The following is a 16970-nucleotide window of genomic DNA, read 5'->3' on the forward strand; positions in this document are numbered from 1 at the left end:
CTGCGGAAGAATGTGGTACAAAACGACATATCCCTTTTGCTATCAAACACTTTACATTATTTTCTCCAAAGTTATCCGTATGTGAGCGAGTTTTCCTATATTTGTGCTATGGCGAAGAATAAAGTATATGCGTTGATTATTCAAGGCTTGGTTCAAGGGGTTGGTTTTCGCCCTTTTATCTACCGGATCGCTAAAGATCTGGGGATGAAAGGTTGTGTGGAGAATATGAATAATGGAGTACGTATATTGGTTGCCGCTACTCCGGATGATCGGGATTTGCTGATAAGTCGTATACGGACCGAGCATCCTCGTGTCGCTTATATCCATCGGATCTCCTATACATCTACGGAAATGGATGAAGATGATTTTGACGATTTTACGATTACGCCCAGCCATTCAGAATCGGATGAGGTCACGCAGGTCTCCCCGGATATCGCTGTTTGTGCGGATTGTATGCGAGACCGGACTACTCAACCCCATCGAATCGGATATCCTTTTATTAATTGTACGCATTGTGGCCCTCGTTTCTCTATTATCCGGGACCTTCCTTACGACCGTTCGCAGACAACGATGGGCGGTTTCCTTATGTGTCCCGATTGTGAGAAAGAATATACGAATGTTATCGATCGCCGTTTCCATGCCCAACCGATCGCTTGCAATCATTGTGGCCCGACTTATTACGCGACTTATAACGAGGAGACTTATATCGATTATGAGACCTTATTGAAACTTACCTCTCGCTTATTGCTTGGTGGAGAGGTTATTGCGGCTAAAGGAATCGGAGGCTATCATTTGATTTGTGATGCCTCGAACGAGAGAGCGGTTGCCCGTCTGCGAGAGATAAAGCAGCGGGATACCAAACCATTCGCTGTTATGTTCCGTGATCTGGAACATCTGCAAGTCTATACAGTAACGGAGCCGATGGAGGAGCGATGCTTAGTTTCTTGGCGCCGTCCGATCGTACTGCTGAGGCAACGGAGCCGGTTAGCTTCCGGAATCAATCCGGGCATGCATACGCTAGGATGTATGTTGTCTTATATGCCGATTCATTACGATTGGTTTGCTCGTACAGGGATACCTGCGTTGGTAATGACCAGCGGGAATCTAAGCGATTTGCCGATAGCGATCACCCCGGAGGATGCGGAGGCGCAATTAGCGGGAAAGGTAGCGATCCTCTTGCATCATAATCGCCCGATCCATAACCGGGTAGATGATTCTGTATTGCAGGTCTGCGGAGGACAACCTTGCTTGATCCGTCGTTCCCGGGGCTATGTGCCGGAACCCTTTTTCACGGATACAAATGTGGAGGGGATCATGGCTTTCGGTGCGGAGAAAGTGAACACGTTCGCTTTGGGGAAAGGAGAGACGATCCTGCAAAGTCAATATATTGGCGACTTAAAGAACTGGGAGACTTTCCGGTTCTATACGGAATCTATGGAGCAGTTTCGTCATTTGTTTCGTTTCAATCCCCAGCGATTGGTTTGTGACCTGCATCCGGATTATCTTTCCAGCCAAGAGGCGGAACGTATCTCGAAATCTCTTTCCTTACCTTTATTAAAGGTACAACATCATCATGCTCATGCCGCTGCTTGTATGTTGGAGCATGGATTGAATGAGCCGGTTCTCGCTATCGTGATGGATGGGACAGGTCTGGGTGATGATGGTAAGGTTTGGGGAGGCGAGTTCTTCTTTTGTGACCGAGCGAAATACCGTCGCCTTTCCCATTTTGAGTATGTCCCGTTACCGGGAGGCGACAAGGCGGCTGAGGAGCCATGGCGAATGGTTGTCGCCTATTTGTGGCATTATTTCAAGGACGAACCGTCGGGTATTCCTTATCCGGCCGATTTCGTGGAACGCATAGGTACGGAAAGGATCACTATGCTTGAACGAATGATGGAGAAAGGTGTGAATACACCCTATACATCCAGCGCTGGCCGGCTGTTTGATGCGGTAGCTTCTTTATTGGGGATTTGCGATGTCTCCAGCCACCAAGCGGAGGCTCCGGTCTTATTGGAGCAGGCGGCGATGGGAGAGAGGAACGCTTATGCGTATCCAGTCTCGGCGGAGGGAGAGGAAATCTCTTTTTATTCTTTGTTTGAGGCATTATTGCATGATAAGACGAACGAGGTCCCGGTGAGCTTGATATCCGCCCGTTTCCATACGACATTGGCTTCCTTGTTTGTGCAGAAAGCCCGCTTGTTGATTAAACGGACGAAAGCGACACAAGTGGTTATCTCGGGAGGATGTTTCCAGAATAAATTATTGACGGAGTCGATGAGGAGACAGTTCATCATGGCTGGGGTCCCCGTCTATATTCCGTCTCGTATACCTTGTAACGATGGGGGGATAGCCGTGGGGCAATTAACGATCGCCTCGGTGACTCCCTTTTAAAAGAGATCAGATATGCATGAGTTGTCTATAGCCCGTAGCATCGTGGAGCTGGTCGAGGAACAAGCGGATAACCGGGGAGCCTCGGTGGTCGAAGAGTTGGAGTTAGAGATAGGACATTTGTCCGGCGTAGAGATCCAAACCTTAGAGTTCGCATTGGATAGCGCCATAAAAGGTAGCAAGCTGGAAAAGGCCCGGATTATCCGTCATTATATTGAGGGGGAAGGACAGTGTAGCGACTGTGAGACCATTTTCCCAATAAACGCCTTGTTTTCCCCTTGTCCCCATTGTGGCTCCTATTTAGTTAAAATCCTTAAAGGGAAGGAACTTCGGGTGAAGTCGATTGTTATTAAAAAGGAATGATATATTAATGAAATAAAAACTTAAATACTATGTGCGGAACTTGCGGATGCGGAGAGCATCATCACCATCACGATCATACGCATGAGCATTCTCATGGCCATGAACATCATCACCATCCTGATGAAGGGATCGTAATCAATCTGGAACAAGATATACTTCAACGTAACAACTTATTGGCGGAGCGAAACCGGGGATATTTCGAGGCTAAGAACCTGTTCTGCCTGAACTTGATGAGTTCGCCCGGATCCGGTAAGACAACTTTGCTGGAAGAGACGATCCGCCGTTTGAAAGCGAAGCGACCGATCTATGTGATAGAAGGCGATCAACAAACCTCAAACGATGCCGACCGTATAGCGGCGTTGGAGATTCCCGTGTTTCAGGTAAATACCGGTACCGGCTGTCATTTGGAAGCCGACATGGTCAATCATGCCGTTAAGCATCTGAATCCGAAGGAGGGAGCGATCCTTTTTATAGAGAATGTCGGCAATCTGGTCTGTCCGGCCATGTTCGATCTCGGAGAGTCCAAGAAAGTCGTTATCGTGAGTACGACGGAGGGAGATGATAAACCGTTGAAATACCCACATATCTTTCAGGAGGCAGATATCTGCGTAATCAACAAGATTGATCTGGCTCCTTATCTGAATACAAAAGTGGAAGTGCTTCGGGAAAACGCCTTGAAGGTAAATCACCATCTCCAGATATTCGAGGTGTCCGCCACGAAAGGAGACGGGATGGATGCATGGTGTGACTGGTTGCAGACAGAGAGTGCAAAGTGTAAATAAATACCCCGGGTTTTAATGAATAAATGGAGAAAAAAACTATATTTGCTCCCATTCATTGAATCTAACTAATCAAAATGTTATGATTAACCGAGAATTGATTAATCCTCAAAGCATCGTAGTGGTGGGAGGTTCCAACAACGTACATAAACCGGGCGGTCGTATCGTGCGAAACCTGTTGGATGGAAAATATAAAGGAGAATTATGTGTGGTAAACGCCAAGGAGACAGACGTGCAAGGCGTCAAGTCTTATCCTTCTGTACATGATATCCCGGAGACGGAGTTGGCGATCATCTCGATTCCGAGTAAATCGTGCCCCGAGGTGATGGAAGTGCTGGCCCGGCAAAAGGGGGTAAAAGCTTTTATCGTGATCTCGGCCGGCTTCGGCGAGGAGACACACGAGGGCGGTATTTTGGAGCAACAGATGCTGGATGTCGTGAATGAGGCGGGAGCCTCCTTGATCGGCCCGAACTGTATCGGGTTGATGAATATGAATTATCATGGCGTGTTTACGCAACCGATACCGGAATTCCATCCCGATGGCGTGGATTTCATCTCTAGCTCCGGCGGTACGGCCTTGTTCATTATCGAGTCGGCGCTGACAAAAGGGCTGCGTTTCTCTTCTGTTTGGTCGGTTGGAAACTCCAAGCAGAATGGAGTAGAGGATATCCTTGAATATATGGATCGGAACTTTGATCCGGTATTGGATTCCAAGATCAAGATGTTGTATATCGAGCAAATCAAGCAACCGGATAAATTGTTGTATCATGCGTCTTCCTTGATACGTAAGGGATGCAAGATCGCCGCTATCAAGGCGGGAAGTACGGAGTCGGGAAAGCGAGCTGCCTCTTCGCATACGGGTGCTATCGCTAGTTCGGACTCTGCCGTGGAGGCTTTGTTCCGTAAGGCGGGTATCGTGCGTTGTTTTAGCCGTGAGGAATTGACTACCGTGGCGAGTATCTTTACCTTGAAAGACGTGAAAGGGAAGAATTGTGCGATCGTGACACATGCCGGAGGGCCTGCGGTAATGCTGGCGGACGCTTTATCCAAGGGGCGTTTGAATGTTCCTAGTTTGGAAGGCCCTATCGCTGATGAGTTGAAATCCAAACTGTATCCGGGTGCCGCTGTCGGTAATCCGATTGATATTATCGGTACGGGGACACCGGAACATCTGGCTACAGCCATCGATTTCTGTGAGAATCGTTTCGATAATGTGGATTTGATGATGGTCATCTTCGGTAGTCCCGGTTTGGTAAAACTTTATGATACCTACGAGGTGCTTCATAAAAAGATGGAAGAGTGTAAGAAGCCGATCTTCCCGATATTACCGTCTATCGTGACGGCCGGACCGGAGGTGAAGAGCTTTGTCAAGAAAGGCCATGTGAACTTCTCGGACGAGGTGACATTGGGTACCGCCCTTTCACGGGTGATCAATACGCCGAAACCGATGAGCACGGATATCCAGCTATATGGCGTGGATGTACCGGAAGTTCGTCGTATCATAGACCGGTTGCCGGGTAGCGGTTATTTAAATCCGGAGGAAGTGCGTACATTGTTGCGTGCCGCTAATATCCCGTTAGTGGAGGAATATGCTTCGGATGATAGGGATGCGTTGCTGGCTTTTGCCAAGAAGGTGAAATATCCGGTGGTAGCCAAGGTTGTGGGGCCTGTGCATAAGAGCGATATCGGTGGTGTGGCCTTGAATATCCGTGGAGAAGAGCATTTATTGTTCGAGTATGAACGTATGATGCGTCTGCCGGGTGTTACGGGCATCATGGTACAACCGATGTTGAAAGGACAGGAATTATTCTTGGGAGCTAAATATGAGGATCGTTTCGGCCATGTGGTACTTTGCGGGTTGGGTGGAATCTTCGTGGAGGTATTGAAGGATGTGTCTTATGGTTTGGCACCGTTATCATATGATGAGACTTATTCAATGATTCGTTCTTTGAGAGGGTATCCGATCATTAAAGGTACGCGTGGGCAAAAGGGCATCGACGAGCAACAATATGCGGACATTATCGTTCGCCTCTCTACCTTATTGCGTTTTGCCAGCGAGATAAAGGAAATGGATATAAATCCGTTGGTGGCTACGGATAGAGGCTTGTTCGCTGTAGACGCCCGTATCCGTATAGAGAAATAATAATGATTCAATGTGCCAATATGCGAATATGCTAATATCTAAATTATCCACTTCTGGTATTTCATTGGCATATTGGCACATTGAATCATTATTTCTTCTTCTTCTTTTTCTTATCGGGAAGATACTCTTTCAGAAAGCGTTTGAAGCTACTTAGCGATACATTGTATTTCTCCGCTATCTGGGCGTAAGTCAAGCTCGGGTCTTTCAGGTCTTTCTCGATTTGTTCCTTATAAGGCTCCAAGCGTCCCATTTGTTGACTACCTTTCGGACGGCCCAGCACCACACCTTTACTTCTGATCAAGGCAAGGGCTTCCTTCGTACGGATAGAGACCAGCTTTCGCTCGATCTCGGAGACCAGACCGAAGGTAAAGGCCAAAGTCTTACTGTCGATATTATCCTCGAACACATATCCGTCGCTTACGCTACGAAGCGTTACCTTTCGCTCTATACAAAGCAAAATGATATGGATGATCTCGATCATCTTACGGCTCACACGGGATATATCGGACACAAGTATCTCATCCCCGGGACTTAAAGATTTGACAATACTTTCCAGTCTGCGGTTCGCACGAGGACTATTTCCCACCTCTTTAGCCCACTTCCCGATCTCTATCTTCTGAGATTCGGCAAATTCCCGGATCACAGCTTCTTGGACCTCGGAGTTTTGCTTATTATTATATGTTCGGATAAAAGCAATTGTCATAATGTATATATTTAATTATCTCCTTTTAATAACAGATCGACTTACGATAAGTTCAAATATGACAAATATATGAAACACTTTAATTCGGTTGGCTTAAAAACAAAAAAACCAACTAATAAATTTATTAGTTGGCTCTTTGCGGAAGCGGGGGGATTCGAACCCCCGGTACCCTTACGAGTACGTCAGTTTAGCAAACTGGTGGTTTCAGCCACTCACCCACACTTCCTTGTGTGTTCTGTGCTTCTTCCTTAGAATTGCGATGCAAAGGTAGAACTATAATTTTAAATAAACAAGGCTTTGCACATCATTTTTTTCGAAAAAAGATACTACTTTTGTGCCTTATTCTGATATTCAATAGATTATTCATGGATTTGAACAAACAAATTTTATCGAGGCGCCCGATAATTATCGCCTTGATAGCGATTCTCGTTGTTTTGATAGGCGGTGGAGGCTTTTGGGTGTACCGTTTGGCTTGGGCTCCGAATTTTAAGCCGGATAAGACGGTCTATGTCTATATAGATGATAAAAAGGATTTTGATGATCTTTGCCGGCAGTTGAGGGATTCGGCGAACTGTCTCCGTATCGGTAGCTTTAAGCAATTGAGTGGATTGTTGAAGTATCCTGCGTCCATGCGTACCGGTCGATACGCCGTGAAGCCCGGCATGAGTAATTTAACCTTATTGAATGACTTGCGGAGAGGACATCAAGTTGCGGCCCGTGTTACTTTTAATAATGTCCGTTTCAAGGAAGATTTGGCGGAACGTATAAGTGATCAATTGATGTTCGGGAAGGAAAATCTCCTGCGTCTATTGAATGATTCTGTGTATTGCGACTCTTTAGGTTTTACCCCGGAAACGATCAATGCCCTCTTCATTCCTAATACCTATGAGATTTATTGGAATATATCTGCGGATAAATTTATACGTCGCATGAAGCGTGAATATGACGCTTTCTGGACACCGGAACGATTGAAAAAGGCAGAGGAGATCGGGCTTACTCCAGTCGAGGTATCTATCTTGGCTTCTATCGTAGAAGAGGAGACGGCGGCATCGGACGAATATCCAATCGTGGCGGGCCTTTATATCAACCGCCTTCATGCTGGTATTCCTTTACAGGCAGACCCTACCGTAAAGTTCGCGGTGGGGGATTTTTCTTTGCAACGTATCTTATTTGAGCATTTGGAAATAGATTCTCCCTATAATACCTATAAATATGCGGGCCTGCCTCCCGGTCCTCTACGGATTCCTACTATCAAGGGCTTGAATAGCGTATTGAATCATACGAAACATAAATACTTATACATGTGCGCTAAGGAGGATTTCTCGGGACGGCATAATTTTGCCGTGACGTTGGCGGAGCATAACCGCAATGCCAACCGGTATCGGGCGGAGTTGAATAGGCGCCGGATACGGTAATGGATCTAGTATAAATCATAAGTCTCTCATTCTAAATTGAACATTTTTCATTACCTTTGGCGGCTAAATAGTGTGAATAGTCAATATTAAGAAAACAGATACACATGGAAAAACATTTATTTTTGGGGGACGAGGCCATAGCGCAAGCCGCTATAGACGCTGGAATCTCCGGGGTATACGCATACCCGGGAACCCCTTCTACTGAAATCACAGAATATATCCAAGGTTCTCCGGTAACGAAGGAAAGAGGTATCCATTGTCGCTGGAGTGCGAATGAGAAAACCGCCATGGAAGCCGCTTTGGGTATGTGCTATGCCGGTAAACGTGCGCTTTGCTGCATGAAGCACGTGGGTTTGAATGTAGCCGCCGATTGCTTTATGAACGCCGCTATGAGCGGTATCAACGGAGGTATGATCATCCTTACGGCCGACGACCCATCCATGCACTCTTCCCAGAATGAGCAAGACAACCGTATTTATGGCAATTTCGCCATGATCCCGATGTTTGAGCCATCCAGCCAGCAAGAGGCTTATGATATGGTATATCATGGATTCGAGTTATCCGAGAAATTAGGGTATCCTATCTTGCTGCGTGTAACGACCCGTATGGCGCATTCTCGTGCCGGTGTCGTAACCAGCCCGTTGAAGCCGGAGAACCGGATGAATTGTCCGGAAGACGGTCGTCAACGTTTTATCTTACTCCCGGCATTGGCTCGTAAACGTTTCAAGAGTTTGCTGGCGTCTCAAGAGGCTTTCACGGAAGCTTCCGAGAATTCCGCGTATAATAAGTATTTCGATGCCCCGAATAAAGACTTGGGTATCATCACGACGGGTATCGCTTTCAATTATCTTTCCGAGAATTATCCGGACGGTTTCGAGCATCCCGTATTGAAGATCTCCCAGTATCCGCTTCCGAGAAAGCAAGTGGAGAAGATCGTTGGCGAGTGTAAGGAGATCTTGGTGCTGGAAGAGGGGTATCCGGTTGTCGAGGAGCAATTAAAAGGTTTCTTGGCGAAAGGCGTGACGGTTCATGGCCGTCTGGACGGTACGCTTCAGCGTGACGGCGAGCTTACGCCAGACGCGGTAGGCAAAGCCTTGGGTAAGGAGATCCAGAGCTATTACGCGATCCCCGAGGTGGTTGAGCAACGTCCGCCCGCATTGTGCCAAGGTTGTGGACACCGGGATATGTATGAGGCCTTGAACGAGGTGATCGCCGAGTATAACGGTACGGCTAAGGTGTTTGGCGATATCGGCTGTTATACCTTGGGAGCTTTGCCTCCTTTCCGTGCGATCGATTCTTGTATCGATATGGGCGCCTCCATCACGATGGCGAAGGGCGCTTCCGACGCGGGTGTATTCCCGGCTATCTCCGTGATCGGCGATTCTACGTTTACCCATTCCGGTATGACTGGTTTGCTGGATTGCGTGAACGAGAACACGAATATCACCATCGTTATCTCCGATAATGAGACGACGGCCATGACCGGAGGGCAGGATTCCGCCGGAACAGGACGTCTGGAGTCTATCTGCGCCGGTATCGGTGTGGATCCGGCTCACATCCGTGTGATGGTTCCTTTAAAAAAGAACTTCGAGGAGATGAAGTCTATCATCCGTGAGGAAATCGAGTACAAGGGCGTATCCGTATTGATCCCCCGCCGTGAGTGTATCCAGACATTAACCAGAAAGAAAAAAGCAAGCAAGAAATGAAAACAGATATTATACTATCAGGTGTAGGAGGACAGGGTATCCTTTCTATCGCCGCCGTTATTGGAGAAGCCGCCTTAAAAGAAGGTCTGTATATGAAGCAAGCGGAAGTTCACGGTATGAGTCAACGGGGTGGAGACGTGCAGTCTAACCTGCGTCTTTCCGACGAGCCGATCGCCTCGGACTTGATCCCGAAGGGCCACGCCGATTTGATCATCTCCTTGGAACCGATGGAGAGCTTGCGTTATCTGCCTTACCTGAAGAAAGAGGGTTGGCTGGTGACAAACTCCCGTCCGTTCGTGAACATCCCGAACTATCCGGAGATCGAGAAAGTGAACGCCGAGTTGGACAAGCTCCCTCACAAGGTCGTATTGGACGTGGAGGAGATCGCCAAGGAAGCGGGTTCTGTCCGTGCCGCCAATATCGTGATGTTGGGTGCAGCTGCCCCATTTATCGGGATCGAGTATGATAAGATCGAGGCGGGAATCCGTCAGATATTCGGTCGTAAGGGCGAGGATATAGTTAATATGAACCTAAAGGCATTGAAAGCCGGTTATGACTTAGCGCAAAGTTTGCGGTAAAATCTTTCTCCGGGTTTGCATGATATCAGCGTACGTGACATCTCCGGGTTTCACGTACGTTTTTTTTAACATCTAACCCCCTAGAACTTTTAGAAGAGCTGTCGAGGGGTAGGTACGGCATCAAAAAAACTCTGGAGGCACTGTCGAGGGGTAGGTACAGCATCGAAAAAACTCCGTAGGCGTTGTCGAGGGGTAGGTACGGCACCGTAGAACTTTCGTAAGCCTTAGAATTATGCGGTTTGATGAGAATTTTAATGTATCTTTGTCGCTGAATCCTAAACGAGAAATGATTAAGGTTATGAAGAAGTATTTATTGGTTAGTTTACTAGCGTTATTGGCTTTCGTAGGCAAAGCTCAGGAGGATAATTCCGATATCGTGAAGGTCGGTGATACCATGCCGTCATTTACGATTGTTTCCGACAACGGGAGTAAGTTGCAGTCCGCTTCGTTAAAGGGAAAAGTGATCCTCGTGAATTTTTTCGCCACTTGGTGTCCTCCCTGCCAAAAAGAATTGGCCGCTGTCCAACAAACCCTCTGGCCGAAATACAAGAACAACAAGGACTTCGTTCTCTTGGTGATCGGGCGTGAGCATTCCGATGCCGATCTACAGAAATATAACGAGAAAAAAGGCTTCGATTTTCCTTTGTATCCCGATAAGGACCGGGCTATTTTCGGCGCTTTCGCCAAGAACTTGATCCCTCGTGGCTATTTGGTCGGAAAAGACGGGAAGATCATTTATACGAGCAAAGGCTATACCGATGAGGAATTTGCTGAGTTAATGACTAAAATAGAGGGTGCGTTAAAATAAGAATCATGAAATATAGTAACATACATTTAATTTATTTTTCTCCGACACACACGTCCGCCAAGATCGTTTACGCGATAGCGGAAGGAATGGGTGCCACTTCGATGTCCGAGTCGGATGTCACTTGTGAGAGTCTGGATATGGAAGAGTATATTGATGATGAGCTGACGATTATAGCCGCTCCTGTATACGGTGGCCGTGTGGCGGAGACTGCCATGGAACGTTTTCGCATGTTCCGTTCTGCCCACCATGCGCCGGTAGTCCCCGTGGTACTGTATGGGAACCGGGATTATGAGGATGCCTTGAAAGAGCTCTGTGATTTAGTGTCGGAGCAGGGGTTCGTACCTGTGGCTGCCGGAGCGTTTATCGGCGAGCATTCTTTCAGCCGCAAGGGGATGCCCATTGCCGAGGGGCGTCCGGACGAGTCGGATCTTAATCAGGCTACGGAATTCGGGAAAAAGATTATCGAGGAGCTGGAGAAGGTTTCCTGCGTGGAATGCTTGTCCGCCTTGGAGGTGAAAGGTAATTTCCCGTATCGGGTGAAAGGCCCTTCCACTCCTCAAGCTCCTGTTACGGATAATGATTTATGTACGCAATGTGAGTATTGCGTGGATGTGTGTCCTACGCATGCGATATCCTTGGCAGACGAGGGTATGTATAGCGACCCGAACCTATGTATCAAATGTTGCGCCTGCGTGAAAGAGTGTCCCGAGGGCGCACGTACTTTCGATACTCCTTACACGGCGATGCTCCATAAGAACTTTAGCGCGCGCAGGGAGCCGGAGATATTCTTCTAATGGAGGACCGGGCATCCGGTATATTGTGAGGGAAAGCGTCAAAAGGCAAAAGTTCTTTTGGCGCTTTCTCTTTTTTTGTACCTTTGTTCGGATCGTTAATCTCAAATAATACCGTGTTTGTATGAAAACCTATTTATTCCTTTTGCTTTTTGTGTTTCAAGCCTTCTCCCTTTCCTCCCAGATTAGCCTGAAAGGGTATAATCAGGAGAAGATCGATCCTTCTCTTTTCGAGGGACGATGGAAAGCCCGTTGGATCTCCTACCCGGGTGAGGCCCCGAATGTATATGGGGTCTATCATTTTCGTAAATCGTTCGATCTGGAGGTGGTTCCTTCCCGGTTTATCGTCCATGTTTCCGCCGATAACCGTTATAAATTATATGTAAACGGGAAATTGGTATCCTTGGGCCCGGCCCGTGGGGATATCTATAGCTGGAGTTTCGAGACGGTGGATCTGGCTCCTTATCTGAAGAAAGGGAAGAATACGCTGGCCTCCGTTGTCTGGAATTATGCCGAGCGGAAACCTGTCGCCCAGATCAGTTACGATCAGACGGGTTTTATCCTGCAAGGCAATACGGGGCATGAGGCGGTGGTAAATACGGATACCACTTGGGTCTGCCTGCGTAATAAGGCGTATGCTCCTTGGACCGAATGGCAGGTATTGGGGTATTACGTGGCTGGCCCGGGCGAGGAACTGGAAGCCTCCGCTTATCCTTGGGGCTGGGAACAACCGGATTACGACGACAGGAAATGGGAGAAGGCCGTACGGGGTATGGAGGGTGCCACGAAAGGATCGAGAGATTACCCGGGACGGTTGCTGGTTCCTAGCCCGATACCTCCGATGGACAGCCGGATCGAGCGGCTGGCCAAGCTCCGCCGGTCGGAAGGGATCGAATGCCCGCAAGGATTTCCTTACTGGCCAAAAGCTTTGACGATCCCGGCGAATACGGAGGTCCGCTTGCTTCTGGATAATGATTACCTGACGACGGGTTATTTCTCCTTAGCCTTCAGCAAAGGAAAGGAGGCCGAGATCCATATCGGTTATTCGGAAGCCCTCTATAAGCAAGAAGAGGAATCGACCACTAAATCGTATGCGTTGAATGGCAAGGGACATCGGGACGAGTTGACGGATAAGCAGTTTATCGGGTACGGGGATAAGATACTGGCTGATGGGGGAGATAATCGTCTCTTCACCTCCCTGTGGTGGCGTACATGGAGATATGTGGAGTTGAAAGTGAAGACGGCTTCCGAGCCTTTGGTGATCGAGGATATGTATGGGACTTTCTCCGCCTATCCTTTCCGTAACGAGACCGCTTTCTCCGCTCCGGGACATGAGGAGCTGGGCCGTATGCTCGAGATAGGATGGCGTACCGCCCGTCTGTGCGCCAATGAGACGTATATGGACTGCCCGTATTACGAGCAACTGCAATATTTCGGGGATACACGCATACAGGCAATGATTTCCATGTATAATACATCAGACCCTTATATGGTGAAGAATGCCCTAGAGCAAGGACGGCAGTCCATGGTGGCGGAAGGGATTACGATGAGCCGATATCCGTCTAGCGTACATCAGTTTATATCCTCGTTCTCTCTCTGGTGGATTTGTATGGGGCACGATTATTGGATGTACCGTGGGGATGAGGCATACATGAAGACCTTGCTTCCCGCTTACCGTCAGGTTTTGTCGTGGTACGAGCAATGGTTGAAGCCGGATTATAGTTTGTCGTACGTTCCTCATTGGTTCTTCGTGGATTGGGCGGCCGGTTTTGATTATGGCGAGCCGATACGGGAGAAAGAGGGAAACTCGGCGCTCCAAGATTTGATGTATATAATGACCTTGGAATTTGCGGCGGAGATGGAACAAGCGATCGGCCTCCCTGCCATGGCGGATCATTACCGGAAGATCGCTACCGAGATGCGTAAGACGATCCGCCCGAAATATTGGGACGCTGCCCGTAATCTATTCGCCGATACGCAGGATCATCGCAGCTATTCCCAGCATGTGAACGCCTTGGCGATCTTGACTGGGGTTACGAAAGGGGAGGAGGCCGTAAAGGTGATGAACCAAACCTTGGCGGATACGAGCTTGATCCAGTGTACGATATATTTCCGTTATTACTTGAATCAAGCGTTGAAAGCTTCCGGTTTAGGGGATCAGTTCTTGGATAACTTACAAATATGGCGGGATCAGATGGCGTTGGGATTGACCACATGGGCAGAGATGCCGGAGCCATCCCGTTCTGATTGCCATGCTTGGGGAGCCAGTCCGAATATCGAGTTTTACCGGATCTTGTTGGGGATAGATAGCGATGCTCCCGGATTTAGGAAGATACGGATCGCTCCGTCTTTGGGAAAACTGAAGGAGGTTTCCGGTACGATCCCACATCCGCTTGGAAGCGTGACCGCCGCTTATAAATTGAATGAAAGAGGTGAGGGAACCGCCCGTCTGGTCTTGCCGGAAGGTACTACGGGTATATTTATCTGGAATGGAAAAGAAATCCCGTTGAAACCGGGCGAACAGGTTATTTCGTTATCTTTGCGTCATTAATCTATCTAAAATCCTTATATGAGACGAGTTTATTCAATTGCCTTATTGCTGCTGGTCGCTCTCGGTCTGTCGGCGACAACGAAGGAAGTAAAGTTGAAATTAGTGGAAACCAGTGATATCCATGGAAACTTCTTCCCGTATAATTTTATCGAGCAGCGGGAGTGGGGAGGAAGTCTGGCACGGGTATATTCGTTCGTGCAAGAAGAACGCCGGGCGTATGGCGATAACCTTTTGCTATTGGATAATGGCGATATCTTGCAAGGACAACCTTCGGCGTATTATTACAATTTCATGGATACGGTCTCTACGCATATAGCTTCCGCCATGATGAATTATATGGGGTACAATGCGGGAAATATGGGTAACCATGATGTAGAGGCTGGCCATGCCGTTTTCGATCGTTGGATCAAACAATGTGATTTCCCTATCTTGGGTGCCAATATTATCCGTACCTCCGACCGGGAGAACTATTTAAAGCCCTATGAGGTATTTGAGCGTGATGGTGTGAAGATCGTTGTACTGGGGATGATTACTCCGGCCATTCCTGTATGGTTACCGGAGACTCTGTGGCAAGGTCTTTATTTCGCCGATATGGAAGAGACGGCCCGTAAATGGATGAAGATCATTCAGGAGAAGGAGAAACCGGATGTTGTGGTAGGTATCTTTCATGCGGGAAATGAGGCTCGTACCATGTCCGGCAAGTACCGTGAGGATGCGTCGATGGAGGTTGCCCAGCGCATTCCGGGCTTCGATGTGGTTATGATGGGGCATGATCATCGCCGGTATTGTGGTAAGGTGGCGAATATCGAGGGAGATTCCGTGTTACTGATAAATCCGGCAAGTAATGGGCGTGTAGTCGGTTCCGTTGATGTCGTGTTAAAGATGGAGCATGGAAAGGTTTTGGACAAACAAGTATCGGGTGTTTTGACGGATGTGGATAAGTTGGAGCCTAGCGAGGAGTTTATGGAGAAATTCGCTCCGCAATACAAAGCGGTGAATGATTTTGTCTCCGAGAAGGTGGGAACTTTTACGGAGAGTATTGCGACCCGTCCCGCTTACTTTGGGCCATCCGCTTTTATTGATTTTATTCACTCTTTACAATTGGAGTTGACTGGTGCGGACGTCTCTTTTGCCGCCCCGTTATCCTTTGACGCAAAAATAGATAAAGGGGATATCACGATCAGCGATATGTTCAGTCTTTACAAATATGAGAATATGCTTTATACGATGAATTTGACGGGAGCCGAGATCAAAGGTTTCTTGGAGGAATCATACGCTATGTGGACCAACCGGATGAAATCTCCGGACGATCATGTCTTATTATTGAAAGAGAGAAAGAAAGGACAGGAGAATTATGTCTCATTCGTCAACTTCAGTTTTAACTTTGACTCCGCAGCTGGTATCATTTACACCGTGGACGTAACGAAACCAGAGGGTGAGAAGATTACGATCTTGAAAATGGCGGATAACAGGCCTTTCGACGAGAATAAAACGTATAAAGTAGCTCTCAACTCTTACCGAGGTAATGGAGGAGGTGAGTTATTGACGAAAGGGGCCGGTATTCCCCAAGACGAGTTAAAGAGTCGTATCATTCATTCGACCGATAAAGACCTCCGTTATTATATGATTCAATATATAAAGGAAAAGGGCGTACTTAGCCCACAACCTTTAAACCAATGGCAAATGATCCCGCAGGATTGGACGAGACCGGCGGCCGAACGGGATTGTAAGTTTCTTTTCGGGGAATGAGTTTCCGTCCTTGAAGTGTCTGGTTTGCGATAGTATCTCAATGGGAAACGGTGGTAAAGTCAATGGAATAGAGATGGTTTCTCAATGACTTTACGGCCGTGTCCCATTGACTTTTTTGTATCCCGTATTAGGGATGTTGCTGATAGGTTAGGGCGCAAGGGGCGCATCTTTACGTATGTTTCTAAAACTTTTTCTGTAAATAACGTTTATACCCCTCTTGTCTGTAGAGTGATGTAAATATTATTTTTCTAAAAATGTTTCTTTGAAAGCGTAAAGATGCGCCTTTTGCGCCCTAGGATTTTTGCCGGGGAATTTTCCTGATGCCTTAACATGTGGATATACAGTTGTTTGTGTGGTTCTTCCCTCTTCGGCTTTTTGGGTCTTTGGGGGGCGATATAATGGGTCCTTACCCACGTTTACGTGATCCGAAAGCACTAAAACCAAGTGCATTTCGCATGATTTCATGAGCTAAAAGCCGTTTTTTCTGTGTGATTTCCTATCGGGGCCAAGATCGTTTTTGTCGTTTTCATACGTGCAAATGTACTCGTGGAGCACTTGTTTTAAGTGCACGTGGTGACACGTGAGCCCACGTGGTGGGCCATGTGAGCCGAGAATGGATATCGACGTATTATTAATGTACGCGATCCCCCTCGTGAAAAAAACTTGAAAAATAATACCGGAAAAGTTTGGAGGTTATGTTTTATAACACTACTTTTGCACCCGCATTCGAGAGAGAACGCCGGTACAAAATGATGAAACAAACTTTTAGAAAAAAAAGTTCCGAAATAATTTGGAGGTTTAAAATAAAAGTCTTTATCTTTGCAGCCACGTTCGCAAAACGAAAGCGACAAAAGAGTTCTTTGAGAGATTTACATAATTCAACAAGTAGTACAAGTATAGGAAAATTAATTTTCCGGATTGATACCGTCAAAGAAGTATGACTTTGGACTACAATAACGGATTCCGGAGCGAGGATAATAAAACAATTTAAACAAC

The 16970-nt window shown here is 47.4% G+C and carries 13 protein-coding genes and 1 tRNA gene; 11 read left to right on the top strand and 3 right to left on the bottom strand.

Annotated elements, in window-relative coordinates:
* Positions 1-108 precede the first annotated feature (108 nt).
* The 4 genes from hypF to BHV83_RS12060 all read left to right on the top strand — a co-directional run bounded on the left by hypF (position 109) and on the right by BHV83_RS12060 (position 5673).
* Positions 109-2391, top strand: a complete 2283-nt coding sequence (gene hypF, locus BHV83_RS12045; protein ID WP_217773629.1) for a carbamoyltransferase HypF — start codon at positions 109-111, stop codon at positions 2389-2391.
* 12 nt (positions 2392-2403) lie between these two features.
* Entirely contained in the window at positions 2404-2751 is a 348-nt protein-coding gene (hypA, locus tag BHV83_RS12050) for a hydrogenase maturation nickel metallochaperone HypA (RefSeq protein ID WP_009018287.1), read from the top strand.
* Positions 2752-2780: 29 nt separating this feature from the next.
* On the top strand, positions 2781-3533 hold the full coding sequence (gene hypB / locus BHV83_RS12055) for a hydrogenase nickel incorporation protein HypB (protein WP_005865052.1): 753 nt from the start codon (positions 2781-2783) through the stop codon (positions 3531-3533).
* Positions 3534-3612: 79 nt separating this feature from the next.
* Positions 3613-5673 carry an acetate--CoA ligase family protein gene (locus tag BHV83_RS12060; protein WP_005855031.1) on the top strand — a complete coding sequence of 687 codons (2061 nt, stop codon included), beginning with the start codon at positions 3613-3615 and terminating at the stop codon, positions 5671-5673.
* 88 nt (positions 5674-5761) lie between these two features.
* Here the strand turns inward: BHV83_RS12060 and BHV83_RS12065 are convergent, their stop codons facing one another.
* Both BHV83_RS12065 and BHV83_RS12070 read right to left on the bottom strand, forming a co-directional pair.
* A complete protein-coding gene (locus BHV83_RS12065) occupies positions 5762-6376 on the bottom strand; it encodes a recombinase family protein (RefSeq protein ID WP_008773311.1) in 615 nt (204 codons plus the stop codon).
* A 139-nt stretch (positions 6377-6515) separates the two neighbouring features.
* A tRNA-Ser gene (locus BHV83_RS12070) sits at positions 6516-6602 on the bottom strand.
* A gap of 139 nt (positions 6603-6741) precedes the next feature.
* Here BHV83_RS12070 and mltG point away from each other — a divergent pair.
* From mltG to BHV83_RS12105, 7 genes are all read left to right on the top strand, one after another.
* Positions 6742-7791 (top strand): endolytic transglycosylase MltG, encoded by a 1050-nt coding sequence (mltG, locus tag BHV83_RS12075; protein WP_122144931.1) that lies wholly within the window; start codon positions 6742-6744, stop codon positions 7789-7791.
* 104 nt (positions 7792-7895) lie between these two features.
* A complete protein-coding gene (locus tag BHV83_RS12080; RefSeq protein WP_008780255.1) occupies positions 7896-9497 on the top strand; it encodes a thiamine pyrophosphate-dependent enzyme in 1602 nt (533 codons plus the stop codon).
* Entirely contained in the window at positions 9494-10075 is a 582-nt protein-coding gene (locus tag BHV83_RS12085; protein ID WP_034531934.1) for an indolepyruvate oxidoreductase subunit beta, read from the top strand. The genes BHV83_RS12080 and BHV83_RS12085 overlap by 4 nt, the downstream gene beginning before the upstream one ends.
* Before the next feature lie 298 nt (positions 10076-10373).
* Positions 10374-10883, top strand: a complete 510-nt coding sequence (locus BHV83_RS12090) for a TlpA family protein disulfide reductase (RefSeq protein WP_029257199.1) — start codon at positions 10374-10376, stop codon at positions 10881-10883.
* Positions 10884-10888: 5 nt separating this feature from the next.
* Positions 10889-11677 (top strand): 4Fe-4S binding protein, encoded by a 789-nt coding sequence (locus BHV83_RS12095; protein ID WP_005865064.1) that lies wholly within the window; start codon positions 10889-10891, stop codon positions 11675-11677.
* Between the two features lie 121 nt (positions 11678-11798).
* Positions 11799-14225, top strand: coding sequence for an alpha-L-rhamnosidase-related protein (locus BHV83_RS12100; RefSeq protein WP_129984569.1), 2427 nt, complete (start codon positions 11799-11801; stop codon positions 14223-14225).
* Between the two features lie 18 nt (positions 14226-14243).
* Positions 14244-15974, top strand: a complete 1731-nt coding sequence (locus BHV83_RS12105) for a bifunctional metallophosphatase/5'-nucleotidase (protein WP_122380883.1) — start codon at positions 14244-14246, stop codon at positions 15972-15974.
* A gap of 240 nt (positions 15975-16214) precedes the next feature.
* Here the strand turns inward: BHV83_RS12105 and BHV83_RS12110 are convergent, their stop codons facing one another.
* Entirely contained in the window at positions 16215-16439 is a 225-nt protein-coding gene (locus BHV83_RS12110; protein WP_005865070.1) for a hypothetical protein, read from the bottom strand.
* Positions 16440-16970 lie beyond the last annotated feature (531 nt).

The organism is Parabacteroides sp. merdae-related_45_40 (genome assembly GCF_001915675.1).